This is a genomic window from Ulvibacterium marinum, from assembly GCF_003626755.1.
Classification (GTDB): Bacteria; Bacteroidota; Bacteroidia; order Flavobacteriales; family Flavobacteriaceae; genus Ulvibacterium; species Ulvibacterium marinum.
Genome location: NZ_RBCJ01000006.1, coordinates 125,987 through 150,911, shown reverse-complemented (window position 1 = coordinate 150,911; position 24,925 = coordinate 125,987). Strand labels below are relative to the sequence as shown.

10 protein-coding genes are annotated in these 24,925 nt (G+C 43.9%); all 10 read left to right on the top strand.

Annotated elements, in window-relative coordinates; genetic code table 11:
• The first annotated feature begins 10 nt into the window (after positions 1-10).
• The 10 genes from D7Z94_RS23960 to D7Z94_RS23910 all read left to right on the top strand — a co-directional run bounded on the left by D7Z94_RS23960 (position 11) and on the right by D7Z94_RS23910 (position 24,901).
• Entirely contained in the window at positions 11-1,195 is a 1,185-nt protein-coding gene (locus D7Z94_RS23960; RefSeq protein ID WP_147415988.1) for a hypothetical protein, read from the top strand.
• The gene (locus D7Z94_RS23955) at positions 1,188-1,715 is read left to right on the top strand and encodes a hypothetical protein (protein WP_120714185.1); all 528 of its coding nucleotides are present in this window, start codon (positions 1,188-1,190) and stop codon (positions 1,713-1,715) included. Before D7Z94_RS23960 ends, D7Z94_RS23955 begins: the two co-directional genes overlap by 8 nt.
• Positions 1,699-2,658, top strand: coding sequence for a phage tail protein (locus D7Z94_RS23950; RefSeq protein ID WP_120714184.1), 960 nt, complete (start codon positions 1,699-1,701; stop codon positions 2,656-2,658). The genes D7Z94_RS23955 and D7Z94_RS23950 overlap by 17 nt, the downstream gene beginning before the upstream one ends.
• On the top strand, positions 2,659-3,135 hold the full coding sequence (locus D7Z94_RS23945; RefSeq protein WP_120714183.1) for a hypothetical protein: 477 nt from the start codon (positions 2,659-2,661) through the stop codon (positions 3,133-3,135).
• An 83-nt stretch (positions 3,136-3,218) separates the two neighbouring features.
• Complete coding sequence (locus D7Z94_RS23940) at positions 3,219-3,731, top strand: OmpH family outer membrane protein (protein ID WP_147415986.1); 513 nt, start codon at positions 3,219-3,221, stop codon at positions 3,729-3,731.
• 371 nt (positions 3,732-4,102) lie between these two features.
• The gene (locus tag D7Z94_RS23930) at positions 4,103-5,056 is read left to right on the top strand and encodes a tail fiber protein (RefSeq protein ID WP_147415984.1); all 954 of its coding nucleotides are present in this window, start codon (positions 4,103-4,105) and stop codon (positions 5,054-5,056) included.
• A 35-nt stretch (positions 5,057-5,091) separates the two neighbouring features.
• Complete coding sequence (locus D7Z94_RS23925; RefSeq protein ID WP_120714179.1) at positions 5,092-5,685, top strand: hypothetical protein; 594 nt, start codon at positions 5,092-5,094, stop codon at positions 5,683-5,685.
• 12 nt (positions 5,686-5,697) lie between these two features.
• Positions 5,698-12,207, top strand: coding sequence for a hypothetical protein (locus D7Z94_RS23920; RefSeq protein ID WP_120714178.1), 6,510 nt, complete (start codon positions 5,698-5,700; stop codon positions 12,205-12,207).
• Between the two features lie 119 nt (positions 12,208-12,326).
• A complete protein-coding gene (locus tag D7Z94_RS23915) occupies positions 12,327-24,167 on the top strand; it encodes an Ig-like domain-containing protein (protein ID WP_158594718.1) in 11,841 nt (3,946 codons plus the stop codon).
• Entirely contained in the window at positions 24,167-24,901 is a 735-nt protein-coding gene (locus tag D7Z94_RS23910; RefSeq protein ID WP_120714176.1) for a hypothetical protein, read from the top strand. The genes D7Z94_RS23915 and D7Z94_RS23910 overlap by 1 nt, the downstream gene beginning before the upstream one ends.
• Positions 24,902-24,925: the final 24 nt, after the last annotated feature.

Here is a 24,925-nt window from a genome sequence, read left to right as displayed (position 1 = left end):
GGTTGAAAAGGTGTTACATAGGATAATTACAGGCAACCGATTTCTTTGTATCGAAATCCTACTACAGGAAGGTAAACCACAATACCATGCCATTGAGGTCTCGCGAAAAGGCAGTGCACTTGCCATAGATTCTTCTGTAACCTATGCCGATTTTGACGAACTTTTGAAAAATATCCCTAAAAACAGACCAACTTTGTTATCCTTTACGGGACAGGGAATTATTTCCAAAAAAGTAGAGAATACCGGAAATTACCGCTCCAAATTATTGTTTAATGCCAGTGATGGTGATTTTTATTGGTACGAACTTCGTCAACCAACGTACATCTATGTCTCCGTAGTGCGCAAATCGGTGATCGATGATAAAATGGAAACATTTAGGAAACTTGGGATTTTTATTGTGGATATCAGTATAGGACCCTTGGTGGTTTCCGTAATGAAGCCTTTGTTGCCGATTGTGAATTCCTTGCGCACCCGGTATTTTGTACTCGACTTTCAAAATGATAGGATATCCGATTTTGCCAAACATGGGAATACCGATGATCAGACCTTTTATGAAATAGATGGGGAGAAAATCCGATCCAAGGACATTGTTTCGTTTGCCACGCTTTTGAACCATCTTTTCCCGCATTCGGACATCGAATTTGAGAAGGGCTTTCTTAAGGCCAATACAGAGGAATTCAGGTTTAGAAAAGCATTCAACGGCCTCGGTGTTGTGGCCCTGCCCGGTTTTCTGCTGGCCCTTTTGGCTAGTTACTTACTATTGGGCCACTACCAACAAGCTTATATCAACCTCCAAGTGGAACTGGAGGAAAAAAACATTGCCTACAAAAAATTGGTATTGCTCGAAAATGATAGGGCCAATAAAGAGGCGATGTTAAACGAATCGGGTTTGAACGATAGTAACTTCTTAAGTTTTTATCTATCGGAAATCACCAAAGACATCCCTCCCGAAATACACTTGAACGAACTGGACATCTTTGCCCCTATGTCCAAAATTAAACCGGGCCAACGAATCAATTTCATCAACGATCGGGTAGAGATCAAGGGGGGAACCTCTTCCAATGACGCCTTTGCAGACTGGATCAAAGCCATTAAAAAATATCACTGGATCGAGAACCTGGAGATAGTAGACTTTCGGAAAGATGGTGCGAGCAGTAGTTTCGAAATACGACTAAAACTGAAGTTCAATGTTTGAAAACATCACGTATAAGAAAAAGTTTCTCGTGTTAATCGTGTTATTGATCGTTTTAGCGATTACCGGCTACAAAAGATCTTTCTCATTGACTATTGACGCCTATGACAACCTACGGTCTTCCCGATTAAAACTGTCCGAGGTAAGCAATTCCCGACAAAAAATTGTCGCTTTAAAGAACGAAGTAGCCTATTTGGATCTAGTCATCGGAAAAGAGGCAGCAAACGCCGATGTGGTACAACAGGAAATCCTGAATACGTTCAATCAGATTGAAAATGGATCAGATCTGGTAAAATTGGAGGAAATCCACATGGCCAACAACGATTATTTTAACATCTATACCAATCAGCTAATCCTCTCTGGAGGATACAAGGATTTATTGGAGGCCACATACCAGTACGAAAAGGAATTCGATTATTCCCGCGTAGTAAGCCTAAAGTTCTTTGTGGAAAAAGAACCCAGGAGCAGAAGAAAAAAATTGTTCGAACAGCTAATATTTCAGAATTATGAAAAAATCAAATAAAGGGCTTTACCTTGTCCTTGCTTTATTTTGCTTTCAGTGTGATGATATTTTGGAAGAAGACATTTCCGACGACGCCATTTCCATCATTGCCCCGATGGATGGAGCAGCAATTGAGGGGAATGTTGTACAACTGCGGTGGGGAGCTTTGGAAGGTGCCGACGACTACCGCCTGCAGGTAATGGCCGGTAATGGCCAGTTTATTATACTGGATTCCTTGATCAATAGAACATTGTTCAACTATCAAATAGAACCGGGAATGTATAGGTGGCGGGTTCGTGGAGAAAACTTTGCCTACTTTACCCCTTATACTTTCGAATCGGCCTTTTCGGTGGTGGCCTCCTTGGATCTTACCAATCAGATAATCACTTTAGAGTCTCCAGAAAATAATAGGTATGTGAACAATGCGGCAATGAACTTTTCCTGGCAACGCATCAGTACCGCGGACACCTATGAATTTGAAATACTTCAAGTAAGCGGTTCCAGCGAAACATCGGTTTTTAAAGATTCAGGTCTAGTTGAATCCTCCATCACCATAGGAGAAGGGATAGTCACCGGGGACGCCGAATACGTTTGGCGAGTAAAGGCCACAAATGGTAGCAGCGCAACCCGTTTTTTTCGTAGAACCTTTTTTCTCGATACCCAAGATCCTCCGGTTCCTACTTTAAGTACGCCTACCACAGACCAAATGTTTACGACCACGGACGAAGTAGACTTTGCCTGGAGTTTTACGGATACCGGGGAAGTGCAATCCATAATCACGGGAACCATAGAAATCTCATCAGACGAGAATTTTAGTACCATCTCATTGACCGATACCAATGGCGATGGGGAATTTTCAAGTACCTTTTCCTCTGCGGACACCTATTACTGGAGAGTTAGGGGCACCGATGCGGCAGGTAATACTGGGGAAAATAGTGCAACAGGCTCTTTTATTGTGAATTAGATGGACAAAAAGAAACTAAATACGCTATTGATTATTGCGGTTTCCTGCATCTGGGGGATTGTCCTATACAAGTTTATCGCCCCGTATTTTACAAAGACCGGAACTCCATTTATTCAGGAAGTTCCCACAAAACCACTAGTTGCAAAGATTAGAAAAAAAGATACGGTAGCACTAAGTTTTCCCGAACGGGATCCCTTTCTGGGAAAAACGGTTGCCAAAACAAAAACGCCTACGAAAAAAAAGCCAAAAAAAAGGCCCAGAACAATTTCAAAACCTGTTCTATGGCCTAAAATAGAGTATTTGGGATTTGTAAAGTCCAGTAATAGCAAAGGTCGGTTGGGGTTGGTACGGATAGACGGGAAATTGTATCGTGTAAATACAAACATCGAGGTAAACGGCCTCAGGATAAAGAAAATTGCCAACGATGTAATGATCATTTTGAACGGAAAAGAAGAACGACATTTTAAGAAGAATTAAACTATTAGTAAATAATCGATATTTTTCTTTTATATGAAAATAAAATCGGATATATTTGAACGTTTCCCCAACTTCCCATAGTAGTGAACTATAGATTTATTTTTAGTATTACTATTTGCAATACGGTAATCCTTCTTGCTCTAATGGCCTTTGTATGGGTCAAGTTTTCCCACGAAAAAAGAGAAATTGTATATATAGATAATATAAGACTGTTCAACGGTTTTAATATGACAAAGGACTTGAACAAAATCAATGGCGATAAAATAAAGAAACAGAAAAAAAAATTGGATAGTCTGTGTATAATCTATGATATTTTCAGGGATAACGATCAAACGGATAAACTGGAAGCATTAGGAACACAATTGAGAAACGAAGATCAGGTATTGAATACTATGAACAAACGCTTTTCCAATGAGATAAGTCAGACTGTATGGAACCGCTTAAACACCTATGTGAACGAATACGGCATGGCAAACGACTATAAAATAGTATTGGGTACGCAAGGCAACGGTAATGTGATGTATGCCCAAAAAGGAAAAGATATCACGGATGAGGTAATGAACTATTCCAATAGCCGCTATGAAGGAGAGCGGTAGCAAGCACAAAACAATGATAACAATTTAATTAAACTTTTATACGCATAACATAATTGTAATACCCTTAATTTTTAGTTCCCCCGACTATGCCAAAAAAACAGACTTCACACGTACTTTTCCGTACAATCTCCTATTGTATTGAAAATACCCGGATCAGCACCTCCAATTTAGGGGCAATTTCCAGAATTTTAAATAATACCGACTTTCCGGTCGACTTCGATGCGATTCGAAAAAATTCGGAATATAATCTCAATAGGTCTCAGGGTTGCTTGAAAAAATGGAAGAGCCCACCCACTATATTTTACAACAAAAAAACATAAAAAGTAGTATGCGACCGATACTATAAAACCTATAAACCAGAACACCTAATTATGAGAACACTAATTGTACTATTTTTTCTTGTCACCTGCATTTCATTCGGGCAAACTGATTTGTTGATCAATGGAACACCGGTAACGGTTACTCCCCATGCACCAGGCTCACAGGATGCCGGGGTTTTTGAGATTCAGGATAATGGCAACACGATCAAAATCGATGGGAACGCCTGGAAAAGGACGGAGATAAACTACAATGTAACGGAGAATACCATTCTGGAATTTGATGTTAGGATCCTAGGTCTCGGCGAAATACATGGCATTTTGTTTGAAAATGACAATGCCGTGGGCAATTTTGATCGATTTCGTATGTTTCAAGTGGCCGGTAGCCAAAATTGGGGGTTACTTGATTTTCAGAATTATACAGGTTCGGATTGGGTCTCCTATCGGGTTCCTGTTGGGGATTTTTTTATCGGTAATTTTACTTATTTGGTTTTTGTAGCAAACAAGGATGACGATCCCGATACGCAACAAAGCTTTTTTCGCAATATAAGGTTATTTGAAAATGGAACGGAGCCACCTTCACAATCTACCTCATGGATTGTAAACGGCAATGATATCCACTTCAATTCAGGAAATGTAGGTGTTGGGACCAGTACTCCGGATGCTCCCCTTACCATTAAAGGAAGAATACATGCCGAAGAAGTGAAAGTAGATCTCTCCGTTCCCGCACCGGACTATGTCTTTCATAAAGAATATAGACTGAACACCCTACAAGAAGTCCAGAATTACATTAGGGAAAATGGACACCTGCCCAATATACCTTCGGCGAAAGATATGGAAAGGCATGGCGTGGAACTCGGAAATATGGAAATGAAACTTCTTGAGAAGATTGAAGAACTCACCCTCTACGTTATTGAGCTAAACCAGACTTTGGAATTGCAGGGAAAGACGAACCTGGAACTGCATAAACGGTTGAAAAAGATTGAATCGATTCTATACCAAGAATAGTTTTTAGCATACTAAATAAAGTTAAAAACACTTTGATGAAGAGTTCCCCGACTATACTTCTGATTATCCTAGTAGTGCTTATTTCCAACGGTTGTAAGACGAATACGGACTTGGGCAAGACCTATGAATCGTACAAATTCTTCAATTTGGAACGTACCGGATGGAAATCCATGTCCATTTCACAAAATTTTTCCAATATCTCCTATACGGCCACTTTGGTTCCTATTCAATATTACATGGTTAAAAATGAAGGTCTGGAGAATCCTTCCAGAATCGATTCCATGTACCAGGCCCATAAAACCGAACGGATAATAGAAATGGAATTTCGTCATGAATCAAGGGACGATCTTTTAAAATCCCAGTATTCCAATTTGGATTATGAATCCGCGGTAAAGTATATGGCCTTTTTCATAGAAAAGGATTTCATGGCCATTACACAGTCAGGAGACTCGATCAATTGTTCCGGGGTCACATTTGAGCGAAATTTTAAACTAGCGCCCTTTAAAAGATTGCTACTTCATTTTGGAAATATTCCTGAGAACGAGCAATTGCAACTGGTCTATCAAGACGGACTTTTCGGGAACGGAATCATAAAATTTAAGTTTAAAGAAACTCCATTGAAGTTATAACCCTGTTATAGAATGATACAAAAAATCAGAACCAGTAAGTTTTCCAAGGTCATTGCCAGTTATCTGGCCATACAGTTGATCCTTCAAATGACCCAAGCTTCAAACCTATGGGCATTGACGAGTGGTCCTTCACAGCCCGAATTCAATTCGTTTACCCCGATCGGTACCTCGGATATGGTGAATCTGGCCTCTGGGAATTTCAATTATAACATTCCAATTATGGACGTAGGCGGATATCCTTTGAATTTGGCCTATGACTCCGGGGTGACCATGGATCAGGAGGCCTCATGGGTAGGGCTTGGTTGGAATTTAAACGTAGGCCAGATCAACCGCCAGGTACGTGGAATCCCTGACGATTTCAAGGGAGACGAAATGAAATACGAAGAGAATCTAAAGGACAATGTAACCGTAGGGGTTGAAGCTGCCGTTGATCCCCAAATATTTGGATTCGAGACGCCGGATAATATCAAAAGCCTAATCCCTGCCTCCATAGGGGTCAATCTTCAGTATAACAACTATACAGGACTTTCCTTTTCACCCTCCTTGGGGCTTTCCTTTGGTCTTTCGGATAATGTCTCCGTAGGCATAAACGTACAAACTTCCGCTACGGAAGGCGTATCCGTTTCCCCCAGTATCGGTGGGAGCAAAACACTTGATAATATTTATAAAGGAATAGACGGGAATTTAAATGCCGGTATTTCCTATAATTCCAATCGCGGGTTGACCAATTTTAGTCTAAATGCCTCCCTTGCCAAAGAATTTAAGGTTGGGGAACGTCCCGTTGCCGGAGGAGGTAGTAATTCTGGCTTAGAAGATGTGAATTCAAGATTTGACCTTGGTGGAACAGGTTTGGTGTCCTTTGAAAATACGACGATAACCCCAAGAAAAAGAACTGCCCTGAGAACTATTAGTGGTACGGCATCCCTTTCTGTTGGGCCCTCTGTTTGGGGTTTTGACGCAGAAGCGGAGATTTCGGCAATGGGCACGGTACAACAAATCAAGAGTCCCGAAAGAAACGAAAAAGCATATGGCTATGAATTCACCGGCCACGCAACTACCGATGATATCCTGGATTACAATCGGGAAAAAGATGCGGTAATCAGTAAAAGTACACTGGTATTGCCCACGGCCAATTATACGTATGACCTATATTCAGTCAATGGACAAGGCATAGCAGGAATGTTTCGTCCTTTTCGAAGCCAAGTAGGGCAAATCAACGATGAATTGGTGGAAGATGAAAGCGATAGTTTCCAGTTGGGGGTGGAGGTCGAGACCACCTCGTCTGTTCACGTCGGTGTAAATTTAACTGCCGCCCCAACCTATAGCAGAACCGGTATCTGGAATACGACAGCACTGGTCAACTTTAAACAAACCAGGGAAGATATACGAAACACTAGTACCGGACCCAATGGTGAAAGCCCGGACTATGAGCCTGTATACTTTAAATATATTGGAGAACCCCGGGTGGATAAGGATTATCAACTATTCAATGATTTAGGGGGCTACAGCCCCATAGCCTTGGAAATTCCCGGACCTAAAAATGCCTTGAACGAATTTCTAAAAAAGAGTTTCAATAAACAGGCGGAAAATCAGTTTCGAGTAAAGAGATACCAAGATAACGGGGTACCTTTTTATCCCACTGAAGTAGACTCGGACAACCCCGATCAAAGTGCACTTCCTCCTATTTCTAAAAAGTTTAAAAGACAATTTAGGGAAGTTCGCAACCAAAACGTTCAAAAATTCACGACCGCCGAAATAAGAAACCTATACCCAGGCCATAATCGGGTAAATGAAAAGGCCAAAGATCACCACACTGCGGAAATACAAATTTTAAAAGGAGACGGGGCCACATATGTGTTCGGGGAAACTGCCTATAACCTGGAAAAACAAGAGGTTACTTTCGCCACCAGAAATTTTGGGGACTGTGCTACGGGAATTGTCCGATATGATGCGGATGAAAATTCCAAATCAAACGGTTCGGGCATCGATGAGTTTTTTAGTAGTGTCAAAACACCGGAATATGCACATACGTATCTCCTTTCGTCTGTGCTTTCATCGGACTATGAGGATATTACCGGAAATGGTCCTACCGATGATGATTTGGGAGGGTATACCTTGTTTGAATACAACACCCAGACGGAACTCTTCAACAAACTTAGAAAGGAGAATGGTGAGGAAGAGATTCAGGAGGAGCTACTTTACAATTGGCGAATTCCCTATGGTGAGAGACCCATGGAGGCAGCGTATGATGCCGGTCTCAATACCCACCCGAACGATCAGAAGGCAAATTATATCTATGGAAGAAAAGAAATCAAGTACATCGATAGAATTACCACCAAGACTCATGTCGCTCTTTTTGATCTAACCTCGCGCGACGATGGATTGGGTACCAGAGATAGTAATGGAGGACTCCCCGAAAATGAGCAATTGGGGCAGGAACAATACAAAATTGAACGGATACGGCTCTATTCGAAACCAGAAGCGGAGGCTGCCCTAATACTCGATGATGACCCAGGGAATGATAAATTCATTACACCTATCAAAACGGCCCATTTCATATACGACTATTCCCTTTGCCCAGGAGTTCCCAATCATAGGGATTTTGAAGTCGATGCCTCTAACAACCTAGGTAAATTGACCTTGAAAAAAGTATACTTTACCTATAGGGGTTCGGATATGGGAAAATTTACCCCATATACGTTCAACTACGATACGTTTAATCCCCCATACAATTTGAAGTCCTATGATATTTGGGGAAACTACAAACCCAATACGGACGGGGGCTGTGGAACCCAAGATCCCATTACGGCGCCCGAGTTTCCCTTTGTTCAACAGGAAGACCGTGCACAGCAAGATAGGTATGCCTCCGCCTGGTCTCTTTCTTCGATCGATTTGCCTTCCGGGGGTAAAATTGAATTGACCTATGAAACTGATGACTATCAGTACGTTCAAAACCGAAATGCCATGCAAATGTTCAAAGTTGTTGGTGCGGGAAAGGATAGTTCATCATCAGATCCAGAAGGGGAACAAAATAACAAATTATATACTGGGCTATCCTTGCAAAGAAATGACGATGGTTCTTTTTCCGATGAAGCCAGGTACCTCTACATAAAATTGCCCGATGAACAAGCCCTGATTACACCGGAGGAGTTTAAAGCGAAGTACTTAAAAAATCAATTGGACAAGCCCATCTATTTTAGGTTTTTGATGAACATGACCAAAAGGGGTGCCGTCTCCAAATCTAGTAAGGACTATGATTATGTCACCGGCTACTTTGAAATTGATGAGAGCGGCAATGATAGGGAGATAACCATTTTCGGCGGAGGCAATAACCAACCTGTGTATGCGGCCATCCCCATGAAGTTTTGGGATATGGAGGGCGTGCTCTTTGGTTTGGCCAAACCAAAGGTAAATCCAATATCGTTGGCCAGTTGGTATTTTGGAAGAAGACATTTAAACGGCTACGTATATGGGCTTAACCGTGATGCGGGCACCCAGAACATTGCCGATATAGCGAAAGAGATCATAAGTTCTTTTGGAGCCATCTCGGATATCTTCAAGGGACCAAATGCCAAGCTTAGACAGTTGAATTATCTGAACGGGCAAAAATTCATTCCCGAAAAATCATGGATTCGTTTGTCCACCCCCAAGGAGTACAAAATGGGCGGCGGAAGTCGAGTGAAAAAATTGGTAATGAAAGATCAATGGCATCGCATGGTGGGAGCACCCGAGGGGGACGAACGCTATGATAAGGAATACGGCCAAACCTATGAGTACACGCTTAAAGATGGCTCTTCCAGCGGAGTGGCCACCTACGAGCCCAACATGAGCAAAGAAAATCCATTCGTGGAACCTTTTTACAATGATGATAAAGGGGATCGTCTGGTCGCACCAAAGGAAGTAAGTTATATTGAAAAACCTTTTGGCGAACAATTTTTCCCATCCGCTACGGTTACCTATAGCCGTGTAACCGTTCAGAATCTAGAACGCGATCAGGAAGATATCCATAGACATGCCACTGGCAAGGTGGTTACCGAACATTATACCTCAAAGGATTTCCCTACCCGAGTAGACCATACGGTCTTGGATAGTCCCAATAACTATGCGACCAATCAAGGTGAATTCTTGAGGAACTTGGTAAAGGGTTTATTGGGTGCTCCTGTGAATATTAAAAGTGAATATGCCCTATCCCAAGGCTTTGTTGTGCATACCAATGATATGAACGGGAAGGTGCGTATGCAAAAAGTTTTCGGGGAACCGGATGAAAACGAACCGGAGACGGATAGCGAAAATGAAAAACTACTCGTCTCCTCAGTGGAATATGAATATAGCGTTGATGAGAACGACAAAAGCCGCTTGGATAACAAATTGCCCACAATTGATCGAAAAGGTGAGGTAACAACAAATCTACATATCGGTGTTGATTATGATGTGGTCACCGATTTTAGGGAAAGCTATTCCAGAGCCGAAACCAATGGGGTAAAGCTAAATGTGGTTACCTTGTTTATTGGACCGTTCCCCGTTATTGTACCTAGCGCCCCGCCATCACTTTCAAAAATTGAAAATGTGGCCCATTCCGTCATAACCACCAAGGTAATTCACACTACGGCACAGTTACGGAAAAAAATTGCGACCGACTTGGGTTCCCAAGTTTCCACGATCAACGAGGCCTGGGACGCGGAAACGGGGCAGGTCCTGTTGACGCGTACCGTTAACGAATTTAACGACGCCTACTACAATTTTAATTTCCCGGCCTATTGGGCATATCCTGGTATGGGGCAAGCATCCAAAAACAGTGGTTTCACCGGCACCTTACAAAAAAATGGGGAGGTTTTTACACTTGTTGAGGGTAACGCACGAGACTATCTCCATCCTGGGGATGAGCTTTTGGTCGGCAATGACGAATCCGAACCAATGCGGTTATGGGTCATTGGGTTTAGTGGAAACAACGTACGTCTTATGGATAGGGAAAGTGCCTCCGGAGATAACCTCAACATTCAGGAAACTGTTGAGTTTAAAGTGGTTCGTTCAGGCTATCGCAATCAACACATGGCCAATATGGCGTCCGTCACTTTAATGAAAAATCCAATAAAGAACGGGGATTCCTATACCGATTTTCTAAATACCAGTCTAATTCAACAAGCCACGACCAACGAGGAGGACAATCTAAGAATTGTCAATGCCAGTGCCGTGGAGTATGACGATTTGTGGAATTGCCAATGTGAGGGACCTTTTAGCGTATTACCCAAAAGCGTTACATCATCCGAGGAATTGGCCGCTATTCCGCTGGAGAGCCTAGGCTTTAACCCATTTTTGTATAACGTAAAAGGAGAATGGAGGGCCAAAAGGTCCTTTGCCTATTTAACCGAACGTACGGAAGCTTCCAACGCTATTTCGGACAAGATCAATACCAGAAAGGAAGGCTATTTCAAGGAATTCGAACCGTTTTACAGTTTAAACGAGGGTATCTGGGAACGTACGGTAACCGAACAACATATTGAAGAGGAACAAAAATGGACATTTGCCAGTGAGGTGACGCAGTATAGTCCTTTTGGAGTTGAGTTAGAGAATCGCGATGCATTAAATCGGCATTCCTCCGCCCAGTATGGCTATGCCTATACCTTACCGACCGCCGTGGCCTCCAACAGCAAGTACCAGGATATGGGTGTGGACAACTTTGAGGATTATGATTACAGCATGATAAACACCCTGAACGGCCACTTCAATTTTCAGGAAACCCTGGACGGCAATCAAGGGGATAATGCGTTCATTTCGGATGCGCGTTCCCATACCGGACGCAATAGCCTGGTACTGCGAAAGGGCGATGAGGTCTATCTGGAACGACAGTTGCTCGGGGAACCTCCTATGGACAATGATGCCGATATTGACGGGGTTTTGGATACCTTTGACAATTGTCGCTTTACCTGGAATCCATTGCCTCAATTGGACTACGACGGGGATGGTGTAGGCGATGCCTGTGACGATGATTTTTATCCGGTTCTTACCGATGCCGTAATCACCCAAAACGACCATACGGGATTCGACTACCAACCTGCCGGTGAACCCGGGAATCGATTGGAATACTGTCAGGGGGTCCAATCACGCTTCATAGTGCGTGGAAAACCCCATGCGGTAGTCCCCTATCGTATCGAAATCAAAAGGGACTACCAAGCAGGGGAAAGAATCATTAACTGGGCCGTTCTGGTCGATAGGGAAATTGTTATGGACATCAACTCCCCCCGGGAATATGTCGGGGAGATTACCCTGGATGCCAGTGGCACCAAACTGATTGCCTTTGATGTCGGCGGAAGAAACAAGACCAGAAAGAACGGCCAGTCCGCCTATACGATCGCCGCCGAGTTTAAACTGATTAATCGGGTAACGGGCAACCCACTTGAAAATGGGCCTTATCCGGATATCTATATCGATGTAAAGGTAGATTCACACAAATGTCAAAACACCAAAAACGAGGGCGTTTTTATAGATTATAACAATTACGTACCCCAAACGCCCAGGAAGTAATGAAGATGGGTGGATATTCAACATGGAATGCAGTCCAAAATACGGCTCAAAAATTGAACAGCAGGTCATTTCCTATGGTTATGGCAAAGAAACAAGACGTTCCCCAAAAGGAGAATACTATGAGAAAAAAACACTTCTTTTTTATAATACTTGCCCTGGGTATAGCCTTTGGCAAAGTTGATTTTATAAGGGCACAGGGCTCAACGTGTTTTGGATTGACCGTTTCAGGGGACACTTCATTTCCTAGGAATGGAGGTTCTCAGGTAATATTCATCAACAAACCTTCAAATTGTAGTGGTACCCTTAGTATAGTTACAGCGCAAAGTTGGGTAACTACCACCAAGGCTGGCTCAACATCCTTTAGGATTACCGTAGGAAGGACTACGGTCTCCAGAACCGCAAGTTTTCAAATTCGGGTAAATGGGGGTACGGTAAGTGGTTTTAGGATAACTCAGGAAGGTCCGACCCCTCCACCAACCCCTTCTACACCAACGATCAGTTCCAACAACTGTGGCACCGTAACCCTAAGGGCGAATTCTCCAAATGGCATATCTTGGTATTGGCAAGGTACCAATTCCAACGGTACCAGCATAAACAATCGAGACTCGGATTATTTGGTTACCTCCCCAGGTAGGTATTACCTCCGTGCCCGAAACAATGATACAGGAGTGTGGAGTTCGTCCTCTTCCTCAAGAACCGTATCTTCAATATCCTCATTTAAACCGGGTTCTATTTCAGGGGCCCAGACCATCTGTGCCGGTGGCAACCCTAGCACCATTGGAAGTACGGCCTCGGCCAGTGGCGGTACAACCTATAGTTATCAATGGCAGATTGCCACCTCTCAAAATGGTTCCTATTCCAATATATCCGGAGCCACGGGACTCACGTACAACCCTCCGGTCCTGACCGCTACCAGATGGTATCGGCGTAGGGTAATCTCTTGTGGTTCGCAACAATTGTTCAGTAATAAGATTGCCATTACGGTAAATCCGAGGCCGGGTACCGCATCCGGATCCAACAAAAGCCGTTGTGGTAACGGGAGGCTTACTCTGACAGCCTCGCCAGGTTCCAACGGAAATACCATACGATGGTACTCGGCGGCGAGCGGAGGCACCCTGCTCCATACGGGCAACAGCTATACCACCCCTACCCTTTCGTCAACGACCACCTACTATGCACAGAGCTATAACAGTAGTACTGGATGTAGCGCATCGACCCGTAGGACGATTACTGCTACCATATCCCCTACTGTGGGCACCGCCTCCGGTTCCGGTTCCACCCGATGCGGTAACGGGAGGCTTACTCTGACAGCCTCTCCAGGTTCCAACGGAAATACCATACGATGGTACTCGGCGGCCAGTGGAGGCACCCTGCTCCATACGGGCAACAGCTATACCACCCCTACCCTTTCGTCAACGACCACCTACTATGCGCAGAGCTATAACAGTGGTACCGGATGTAGCGCATCGACCCGTAGGGCGATTGCTGCTACCATATCCCCTACTGTGGGCACCGCCTCCGGTTCCGGTTCCGCCCGTTGCGGTAACGGGAGGCTTACATTGACAGCCTCGCCAGGTTCCAATGGCAATACCATTCGCTGGTACTCGGCGGCCAGTGGAGGCACCCTGCTCCATACGGGCAACAGCTATACCACGCCTACCCTTTCGGGAACGACCACCTACTATGCTCAGAGCTACAATAACGGTACGGGATGCGGTGCATCCACTCGTAGGGCGATTACCGCTACCATATCCCCTACTGTGGGCACCGCCTCCGGCAACGGCTCCGCCCGTTGCGGCAATGGTACGCTTACGCTATCAGCCTCGCCAGGTACCAACGGTAATACTGTAAGATGGTATACTTCGGCAACGGGAGGAACTCTTTTGGCGACCGGCGCAGACTATACAACACCGAATATATCCACCACGACTACCTATTATGCAGAAAGTTATAATACCAATACCCAATGTAATGCCAGTAGTAGGACTGCAGTAGTGGCGGAAATTGACACCCCGGAAGATTGGTATCTGGATGCGGATGGGGATGGGTACGCCATTTCAATAATTTCCAATTGCGGTTCCCCAGGTGCGGGATACGTCAATACCGTATTGCCCTTAGACGATTGCAATGATGATCCTGGCACTGACGGCGCTCTCTATAATCCGGATACGGTTTGGTACCAGGACGATAATAATGATGGTTTTGCAGATGCCGGAGCGGAAACCCTCCAGCAATGTAATGAGCCTTCGGGAAACTGGACCCTTACCTCGGAACTGGCGCCCTGCGGTGTATCCGAAACAGAAAAACAGGCCCTCTTAGATCTATACAACAGCACCAACGGAGATAACTGGACCAACACCTTGGCGAGCGACCAACCTTGGGATACCAATATCCCTGTTTGCGAGTGGTTTGGGGTGATTGTTATAAATGGTAATGTGACCGAATTGGATTTGCGAAGTAATAACTTAACAGGTACATTAACATCTACTCTCGAAAACCTTTCTGACCTAACTAAATTATATCTAAGCAATAGTAACGGGTTAACGGGAAGTATACCTTCGAGCCTTGGAAATCTCTTAAACCTTACAGAACTTCATTTAAATAACAATGGTCTAGCTGGAAGTATCCCTGCGACATTGGGAAATCTTACCAATCTAACTCTTTTGGCCTTGAATAACAATAATCTTATAGGGAACATACCCTCCACTTTGGGAAACCTTTCCAGTCTGACAAAAATGTTCATTCATGTCAATGATTTGAATGGTGAAATACCTCCTGAAATTGGGAATCTTTCAAATCTTTCGGACTTTTTGTTGAACCGTAATAATTTATCCGGACCTATACCTCCCGAAATAGGAAATCTTCAAAACCTCTCCAACTTAAACTTAAATTTTAACAACTTATCCGGAAGTATCCCATCCTCTTTTGGTAATCTTTTAAATCTTACTTCCCTGTATTTAAACTCTAATGAGTTAACAGGAAGTGTTCCACCATCTTTGGGTAACCTAACAAATCTTAATGCCATTGCTATAGATAACAATGATTTCTTAGGGAATATACCTTCGGAATGGGCCAGTTATTCTAATCTCTCATTACTATCTTTCCAAAACAACAGATTTGTATTCTCCGATTTTGAAACAGAACACGGGGCATACAGGACTAATGTCACAAATTATTCATTCTCTCCCCAAGCCAAGGTAGATTCCGAAGAAACCCTTTCAGTACCCGAAAACGAGAGCATTACATTAACCACAACCTCCCTTTCCAGCCCTAACAATAGCTACCAATGGTTTAAGGATGGAGTGGCCATCCCCGGAGCCACGGCAAAGGATTACGAAATTGAAAATGCCACCCCGGGCGATGCGGGCACCTATTATTTTGAGGCGACCAACAACGTTGTCACGGGCCTGACCCTGACCCGTAACGATATTGCCCTGACCATCGACCCTCCCATCGATACCTGTGGGGTCTCCGAAACCGAAAAACAGGCCCTCTTGGATCTATATGCCGCAACTGATGGTGATAACTGGACAAATACCTTGGCCGGCGACCGGCCCTGGGATAGCAATACTCCCGTTTGTGATTGGTTTGGGGTCACCGTGGAAGACAGAAAAGTAACAGCATTACGGTTATTTAACAATAATCTAACCGGATCAATCCCGACATCAATAGGTAATCTCTCGTTTATTAAAACACTCTTATTTTTTACGAACAGCCTTTCCGGCAATATTCCCAATGAAATCGGAGGTTTGACAAATTTGACAACACTGAGCCTGTATACAAATCAGTTATCCGGGGTCATACCAAGTACGTTGGGAAATTTAACAAACCTTAAAACACTATATCTGTATGCTAACAATTTGACTGGGAGCATTCCATCAGAAATATGGAATTTGAGCAGCCTTACTAATTTTAATGTGGGAACCAATAATTTGTCTGGAACTATCCCATCTGAAATTGGCAACTTAATCAGTCTTGAAGAGTTCAGAGGAAATAGAAACCAATTTGTAGGAAACATTCCATCAGAGTTTGGGAATTTATTAAGCCTTAAGAGTCTTGAGTTAAGTCAAAATCAACTGACCGGCATTATCCCTCCAGATTTGGGAAACTTAAGCGAGCTCACTTTTTTAAACTTGCAAACCAATAATTTATCTGGAACTATTCCTTCCGATCTGGGTAATTTGGCATCATTAAGTTTTCTCTTTTTGGGAGGTAATCAACTCTCAGGTGCAATTCCCGAAGCACTTGGAAATTTAAGTAATCTTACCATCTTAAGTTTATCATCAAACCAATTAACCGGACCCATTCCCACTGTACTTGTTGAATTGAATAGTTTGACCAGATTGATTTTGAATAATAATCAATTTTCTGCTGTTATTCCCAACTTCTCTACAATTACTTCGCTTGATACGTTTTCCCATAGTAATAATAATTTTATTTTCTCCGATTTTGAAACAGAACACGGGGCATACAGGACGAATATCACAAATTATTCGTTCTCCCCCCAAGCCAAGGTAGATTCCGAAGAAACCCTTTCAGTACCCGAAAACGAGAGCATTACATTAACCACAACCTCCCTTTCCAGCCCTAACAACAGCTACCAATGGTTTAAGGATGGAGTGGCCATCCCCGGAGCCACGGCAAAGGATTACGAAATTGAAAATGCCACCCCGGACGATGCGGGCACCTATTATTTTGAGGCGACCAACAGCGTTGTCACCGGCCTGACCCTGACCCGTAACGATATTGCCCTGACCATCGACCCTCCCATCGATACCTGCGGTGTATCCGAAACCGAAAAACAGGCCCTCTTGGATCTATATGCCGCAACTGATGGTGATAACTGGACCAATACCTTGGCGGGCGACCGGCCCTGGAATAGCAATACTCCCGTTTGTGATTGGTTTGGGGTGACTGTGACCAATAACCTAGTTACGAGAATAGATTTGACCAATAATAACTTAGATGGTACAATTCCTTCAGGATTTGCCATATTCTCTAACTTAATCCATTTACGATTAAGTAATAATCAAATATCGGGGTCCATACCTTCCGATTTGGGGCCATTGGAAAATTTACGAACATTAAATCTTTCAAACAATCAATTGTCAGGGACTATTCCAACTTCTATAGGTTCCTTAAGTCTTATGGAAGATATAAGAATAGGTAATAACCAATTAACGGGAGGTTTGCCATTGTCAATTACACAGTTATCAGGTTTGAGGATTTTAAATCTAAATAACAACAATTTATCAGGCCCTATCCATCAAGAATTTGGGCAGTTAACAAATTTACAAGATTTTAGACTAAATGATAATCAATTGTCCGGGGAGTTGCCCGTTCAACTAGGACAATTATCAATTTTGAAAACCTTATACCTACACAAGAATGGATTTACAGGTTCTATACCCGTAGAATTCGGGCAGTTAACAAATTTACAAGATTTTAGATTAAATGATAATCAATTGTCCGGGGAGTTGCCCTTTCAACTAGGACAATTATCAATTTTAAAAACCTTATACCTACACAATAATGGATTTACAGGTTCTATACCCGTGGAATTTGGACAGTTAACAAACCTTGAATCATTGTTAGTCTATAATACAAATATTTCTGGTTCTATACCCGTAGAATTTGAAAATTTAAGTGTTCTACGTGATTTAAGACTAAATGATAATCAATTAACAGGCAATATTCCATCAGAACTAGGGCTGCTAAGTAATTTAACCCTGCTTTATCTACAGGGGAATCAATTAAATGGTAGCGTTCCATCCAGCTTAGGCAATATTTCGAGTTTAACATCACTTTTTTTACAAGAAAATAACCTTTCTGGAATAGTACCGGAAAGTATATCCTTACTTACAGGGCTGGATAGGTTTTTCATTTCGAAAAATGAGTTTGTTTTCTCAAATTTTGAAAATGAATTTGTATCATACCAAGCAAATTTAAGTGAATTCATTTATACCGAACAAGCCAAAGTAGATCTGGAAGAGACCCTTTCAGTCCCCGAAAACGAGAGCATTACATTAACCACAACCTCCCTTTCCAGCCCTAACAACAGCTACCAATGGTTTAAGGATGGAGTGGCCATCCCCGGAGCCACGGCAAAGGATTACGAAATTGAAAACGCCACTCCGGACGATGCGGGGACCTATTATTTTGAAGCGACCAACAGCATTGTCACGGGCCTGACCCTGACCCGTAACGATATTGCCCTGACCATCGACCCTCCCGTCGATACCTGCGGTGTATCCGAAACCGAAAAACAGGCACTTTTGGATTTATATGCCGCAACCGATGGTGATAACTGGGCCAATACCTTGGCCGGCGACCGACCCTGGGATAGCAATACTCCTGTTTGCGATTGGTTTGGGGTGATCGTGCAAAATGGTACGGTAATCACCTTGCAGTTACAGTCCAATGGTGTAAACGGGACATTGCCCGAAACTATGGGCAATCTGCCCAATATGAAACTATTGGACCTAAGTGATAATGGTCTTTTGGGCCAAATACCGGCTTCCTTAGGCTCCGTGTTAGAACTGGAAAACCTATTACTACCCAATAACAATCTTACCGGAGTCCTCCCAACCTCCTTAGGAAGCTTGTCCAATCTGATGACCATGGATTTGAGCAATAATAACCTGCAAAGCCAGATTCCCATTTCGTTCTGTAATTTAACCAACTTGACCGATTTAAACCTCTCCTTCAATGGACTGTTCGGTGAGGTTCCCCGGGAAATAGAATTGATGGGCAACTTGGTACGTTTAAACTTGAGCCACAATACCCTTAGCGGTCAATTGCCCTCGACCATAGTTGGTCTGCGCAACTTACAGGAAGTGATCATAAACGATAATCAACTGGAGGGCACTATGTTTCTCACCGCAACCCTGAACGGTACCCTGGAACGGTTTAATTTTGAAAACAACCAGTATATCTTCTCGGATTTCCAAATAAAACACAATGGGTATTCCCAATTTCTTGATTTGGGCTATACCTATACACCACAGGCAAAGACGGACGAAATAGCTTCAAAATCAGTTACCCTGGGCAATAGCATTACCCTGACTACCGAATTGTCCTCGGCTCCCGAAAATAGCTTCACATGGTTTAAGGACGATGTACCGATTGACAGTGTTATAACGCATGAACTTCTCATTGAAAATGCCACGGAAGATGATGCCGGAACCTATCATTTTACCGTAACGAACACGGACATTCCCGGTTTGGAATTGGAGCGCCATCCCATAACCCTAAATGTGATTGCCTCCTGCGATGTATCTCCCGCTGAGCGTCAGGCATTGATTGCCTTATATACGGCCACCAACGGACCTAACTGGAGCAATACGACACAATCTCTACAACCCTGGGCAATCAATGATGCAAATTCCCTGGTGTGCGATTGGTTCGGTGTTACCGTAACCGATAATACAGTAACGGAAATCATATTGCCCAATAATGGATTGCAGGGTGCCCTGCCCAATGTTTTTTCGGCCTTTCCTTCCCTGGAAACGGTCATTGTTTCAGAAAACGCCCTGAGCGGAGATATCTCCAATATTTTTACGGCCAATACTCAACTGCGGTCCTTGGCATTGGAGAATAACACCTATCTTTTTGAGGATATGGAAGCGGATTTTACCGCTTTGACCTCACAACTCGATACTGGATTTTCCTTTCAACCTCAAGCCAAGATCGATTCGTCGGAAACCTTGAATTCAGAACCGGGATCTTCCATAACCTTGACCAGTGATGTACCAACAAGCGCCAATAATAGCTACCAATGGTATAAGGATGGATTGATCATTCCTGAGGCTACTTCCAAGGAACTGGTTTTGTCCGATCTTACTACCGAAGATGAAGCGGTATATCATTTTTCCGTAACCAACAGTATCGTGACCGGCCTCACCCTGGAAAGGGAAATGATTACAGTAAAGCTAAACAATGCCGATGACGCCTGTGGGGTCTCCGACCTGGAAAGACAGGCTTTGATCGACCTATTTGAGGCCATGGGCGGCACTAATTGGACAACTAACACGGGATGGAATACCGATGCCCCGGTCTGCGATTGGTTTGGAATAACCACGGATGACGAGGCCCATGTTATAGGTGTTGATCTGCCCGATAATGGATTACGCGGAGAAATTCCCGCAACCATCGCGCAATTGATGCATTTGATCAACTTGAATCTAAGTAGTAACAACGTTATTGGTGAAATCCCAGTTGCCATAGGCGATCTTTCAGTGTTACAATCATTGGTCTTGAACAACAATATCCTGGTGGGTCAAATTCCCGAGTCCTTAGGAAGTGCTTCCGCATTGGAAACATTAAACCTAGGATTCAACAGATTTTCGGGCCCAATCCCTTCATCCATAGGCAATCTACAACAACTACAGACCTTGGAGCTTAATGATAATAAATTAAGGGAAAGTATCCCACCCAGCCTTTGGACCATAAGTACCCTAACCAGAATACAGGTTTCCAACAATGAACTCTCCGGAAGTATTTCGCCCGACCTGGGCAATCTAACGGTACTGGAGGAGTTCTGGCTGTCCAACAACAACTTTTCCGGAACCGTACCCACTACCATAACCAACCTCCCGGTTCTAAGAAGTGTTAGGTTAAACGATAATGCTTTCCGTGGGGATATTCCCGTTTTAATCCCGGATTTGACCGTTCCCGGGGTCGAGATAACCCTGGAAAACAATGGCTTTGTATTCAGTGATTTTGAGGATGAATATCCGGAATACAGCACATTGGCGGATAATTTCACCTATAACCCGCAAGCCGATGTAGACCGCAGGGAAACCATTTCCGTATTGGAAAATGATTCGGTGACCCTGAGTACCAAAGCTTTGTCAAGCCTCAATAATAGCTATATCTGGTACAAGGATGGGGAGGTGATACCGAATGTTACCGGAAATAGCTACACCATTCCCGATTTTGATCCTCTTCAGGATAGTGGCGATTACTGGTTTGTAGCTTCCAATAGCGTCATTCCCATATTGGAACTTACCCGAAGAAGAATCACTCTGGTGGAGCTCATAATTCCTCCCTTACAGCCTTTGGTGCTAACGGCTCTCTGTTCGGAGGAACCCAGTATTAACAGGGAGTGGAGGATTCAAAATTCAAATGCCGAAAATGTATCGGTCAACTGGCAAGTATTGGGCACTTCGCAATCGGGAACGGTAGTCGCTTTGCCGGGAATCACGATGTTTTCAACAAATACAGAGGTCGGGGACAATACGGCACAGATCATTTGGTTGGACTCGGACGGTTTGGAGCAAAGTGCCGAGGCGACGTCGAACGGTGATCTTTGTGACCCTCAAACCGTATGTACAAATATATTGGATGGTCTAGCGGATGGAAGCTTCGAAACGGCTACCGGTGCCGATCCACAATCCAGAAACGGAAATCTGGATGCTTTTGGGTGGACGGTCGAAGAGGGTACCCCGGATACCTTCTCACCTCCTTTTACCAATAACGGCGACCCTTATTTAAAGACCAACTTTAATAATTCCCCCGATGGTGGTGCCTGTGTGGGCGCCTTACGTGCTGGCAGTACTACGGAGTCCTTCTCCACAAGCGTAACGGGCCTAACACAAGGTGCCACCTATATCGTGGAATTTTACCAAGCCAATGCGACGCGTCTATTGGATACGCGTATGGTAGATGAGGCCTATGGGTATTGGGAATTGGCCATAGGTTCTGAGGTTAAGAATTCAACTCGTATGGTTTCCGAGGTCGGTGCTACAAGATGGCAAAGGGAGCGTTTGGAATTCGTAGCGGCCAATGTCCAGGAGATCTTGCAATTTAGGGCAGCATCGACAGCTACCGATGCATCGAATTCATATCCGGTATATGTATTGATCGATGGTATTCGGGTGTATCGGAAACCTATCGATCCCTATACCACTACCTGCTACGATATTGCCACACAGGTATTCTGTAATACAGATGACGTCAATTCGCCCACAATCGCCGAATTAGTGGCCCCACAGGCAGTAAATGTCACTTGGCATAGCGATCCGGTTGGGGGAACACGATATTTTGAAGCCGATGAACTGATACAACTTCCATCATTGCTTTGGGCCGATGATGGTTCGGGGACCCGAACGGCCCTGGAGGTTATTTTTGATTTGGGAGCTCCTGAAGGCCTTGAATACCAGTCGTTCGATCTGGAAGAAAATCCAACGCTTGCCAATGTAGTAGTGGAAGGTATCAATATTACCTGGCACGATTCATTTTCCAATGCCACGGAATTGCCTTTGAGCACTGTGCTTGTGGATGAAGGAGTATATTATGCCGCTCAGGATGGAAACACTTGTCGCCTGGCCGTGAGTATAAACCTGGGTATTCCCGAATTGAACGGTAACGGATTCCAGGAGTTTTGCAGTTCCAATGCCCCAAAAGTCAGCGATTTGATTATGGAACCTACCAACCCGGATTATACCATTGCCTGGTATTCCGCAAGCACGGGGGGGGCGGAATATGGCCCGGATGATCCATTGGTGGACGATACGGTATATTATGCCGTGCAGACCAATGGGACCCTTACGGGCGAAGATCGCTTTCCAGTACGGGTCTCGGTCATCGATGTCGCAGGGCAGGCTCGGAACTACGAACAGGATGTATTGTTCCCCCTCAACAGCACAGTGGCGGATATCACTAGTTTCTATCGTTTGGATAGTGACACCCAATGGTATAATGAGGCCTTTGGGGGAACCGCGTATTTTGATACGAACAACTTGGAAGACGGCAATACCTATTATGCCAGAATCGGGGAAGGTCTTTGCGCGGGTCTTAAGGTATTGGCCATAACGGTGAATTTAGATGAGAATACTGCACCGGAATTGGTCAGTTGTATCAAATTCATTCCACAACCCGGACAACAGTATGTAATCAGCGGTTGGGTCCGGGAAGAAGCCTTAACACCCCAATCCGCAGGAACCATTGATTTTAATCAGGACGAGGCAGCAAAGGAAGCCGTGTTGGGTCTATTTAATGCACTGAGCAAGACCATTGTACAAGATAAACTAGAAGTGCCCCAAAAATTCGTTGTAAAATCTCTCTTCCCGGATTTGGACATGAGTGCGGTGCTCCCATATCTAAAGGATTTCTCTGGTAACAAGGTGACCGTCCATGACTTTAAATTCGAAATAGAGAATGTGGATGGCTTGGAACAGAACATCGGCTATTCCTTTTCCCTAGATCCAGGAAGCAACAACAGATTGGAATATCGGACGCCGGAAGTTGTTTTGGCCTTTCCCGAATTTGTTGGTATCACTCTGGAATTTAATCTAGGCAGACATTTCCCATTGCGGAATTATGATAACTTGGAAATAACGCATAACAGCGTCTCTATTATTTCGGGGGACAGACTTCGGGTAAATTCGGATTTTATACTTACCCCTACTGAAGGTTCCCATCTAAAATCGGAGTACAACGGTTACGATACCGATGGCCCTCCCAATTCTGGCATAGAAGGGACAACGGAGATTTTCGATTACCTGGAAAACCCTGACCTTGAGGCTATAAACTACGAGGATACGTTTATTGAACTGGAATTCAAGGATATAGCCGAAACCCCTATTACAGTACCGGAAAATTCCCGTGTCTTTACACCCAAAGGTGCCGTCATCGATGGTTGGCAACGAATCTCCAGCGTATTTCCCATACCTGCTGATGCAGCCTATATGCGGATAAATCTAAAGACGAATTTGGATGGGGTAAACGCGTATTTCGACGACGTGCGGATGCTACCCATCAACGGTAACATGAAATCCTTTGTGTACGACCCCATTACCCAACGCCTTCAGGCCGAGTTGGATGAAAACAACTATGCCACTTTCTATGAGTACGATACGGAAGGGGGCCTGGTACGTGTAAAGAAGGAGACCGAAAGGGGAATCTATACCATTCAGGAAACACGTTCGGGAAATACAAAGTTAAGCAGTAGCCAATAATGAAGATTCAAAACAGCCATATCATCATCGTGTTTCTTTTGGGATTTTTGAAAGCTACTTCCGTGTGTGCCCAAGAAAAAGATATCAAGGATATTTTGGATAGGGCCGGTAAATTCTATATGGAACAGGCCCAGTTCAAGGTAGACATGACCTTTACAATGTATCGTGGGTTCTACGGTAAAAATGTTACGGAACGTTACCAAGGGATCATGCAAAAAAAAGGGGATTTCATAAAAAACACCATGCTGAATACCCAGGTATACCAATTTCCAAAAGCCAAGATAATTGTCGATGAGGATGGGAAGACCCTTACCTATACCCCGATAGATACGGGACAAGCTTTGAAGACACCGATTGATCTAGGGGTTTTTCTGGAATACTACCAACAATCCCAGGTATTGGACCAAGGAAACAAATGGGTATGTGAAATGGTCGCGGAGCGGACCACCATCGGTACCATTCCCTATGGAAAAGTGGTGTTGCATATTAGCAAAGAGGACTACCATATTATACGGCAAGAACTCTTTTTTTCCCAAAGGGTTCCCTTTAAGAGCAAAAACGGTAGCGGTACGGAACAGGATTTTGGAAGACTGGTCATAGATCTGGTGCACCACAGGAACGTAGCAGTGGAGACCCGTAATCTCAGCGATTTTATAACGGTATCCAATTCTAAAAAGCTACAGCTACAGGGAGACTATGCCAACTATCGATTGATTGATCGAACAACACAATAAACATAACCAAGTAAATACGCAAAG

Bases quoted from the DNA above. Each gene is read 5' to 3' on its own strand.
- D7Z94_RS23955 (WP_120714185.1), top strand. From the start codon at position 1,188: ATGTTTGAAAACATCACGTATAAGAAAAAGTTTCTCGTGTTAATCGTG.
- D7Z94_RS23950 (WP_120714184.1), top strand. From the start codon at position 1,699: ATGAAAAAATCAAATAAAGGGCTTTACCTTGTCCTTGCTTTATTTTGC.
- D7Z94_RS23945 (WP_120714183.1), top strand. From the start codon at position 2,659: ATGGACAAAAAGAAACTAAATACGCTATTGATTATTGCGGTTTCCTGC.
- D7Z94_RS23930 (WP_147415984.1), top strand. From the start codon at position 4,103: ATGAGAACACTAATTGTACTATTTTTTCTTGTCACCTGCATTTCATTC.
- D7Z94_RS23925 (WP_120714179.1), top strand. From the start codon at position 5,092: ATGAAGAGTTCCCCGACTATACTTCTGATTATCCTAGTAGTGCTTATT.
- D7Z94_RS23920 (WP_120714178.1), top strand. From the start codon at position 5,698: ATGATACAAAAAATCAGAACCAGTAAGTTTTCCAAGGTCATTGCCAGT.
- D7Z94_RS23915 (WP_158594718.1), top strand. From the start codon at position 12,327: ATGAGAAAAAAACACTTCTTTTTTATAATACTTGCCCTGGGTATAGCC.
- D7Z94_RS23910 (WP_120714176.1), top strand. From the start codon at position 24,167: ATGAAGATTCAAAACAGCCATATCATCATCGTGTTTCTTTTGGGATTT.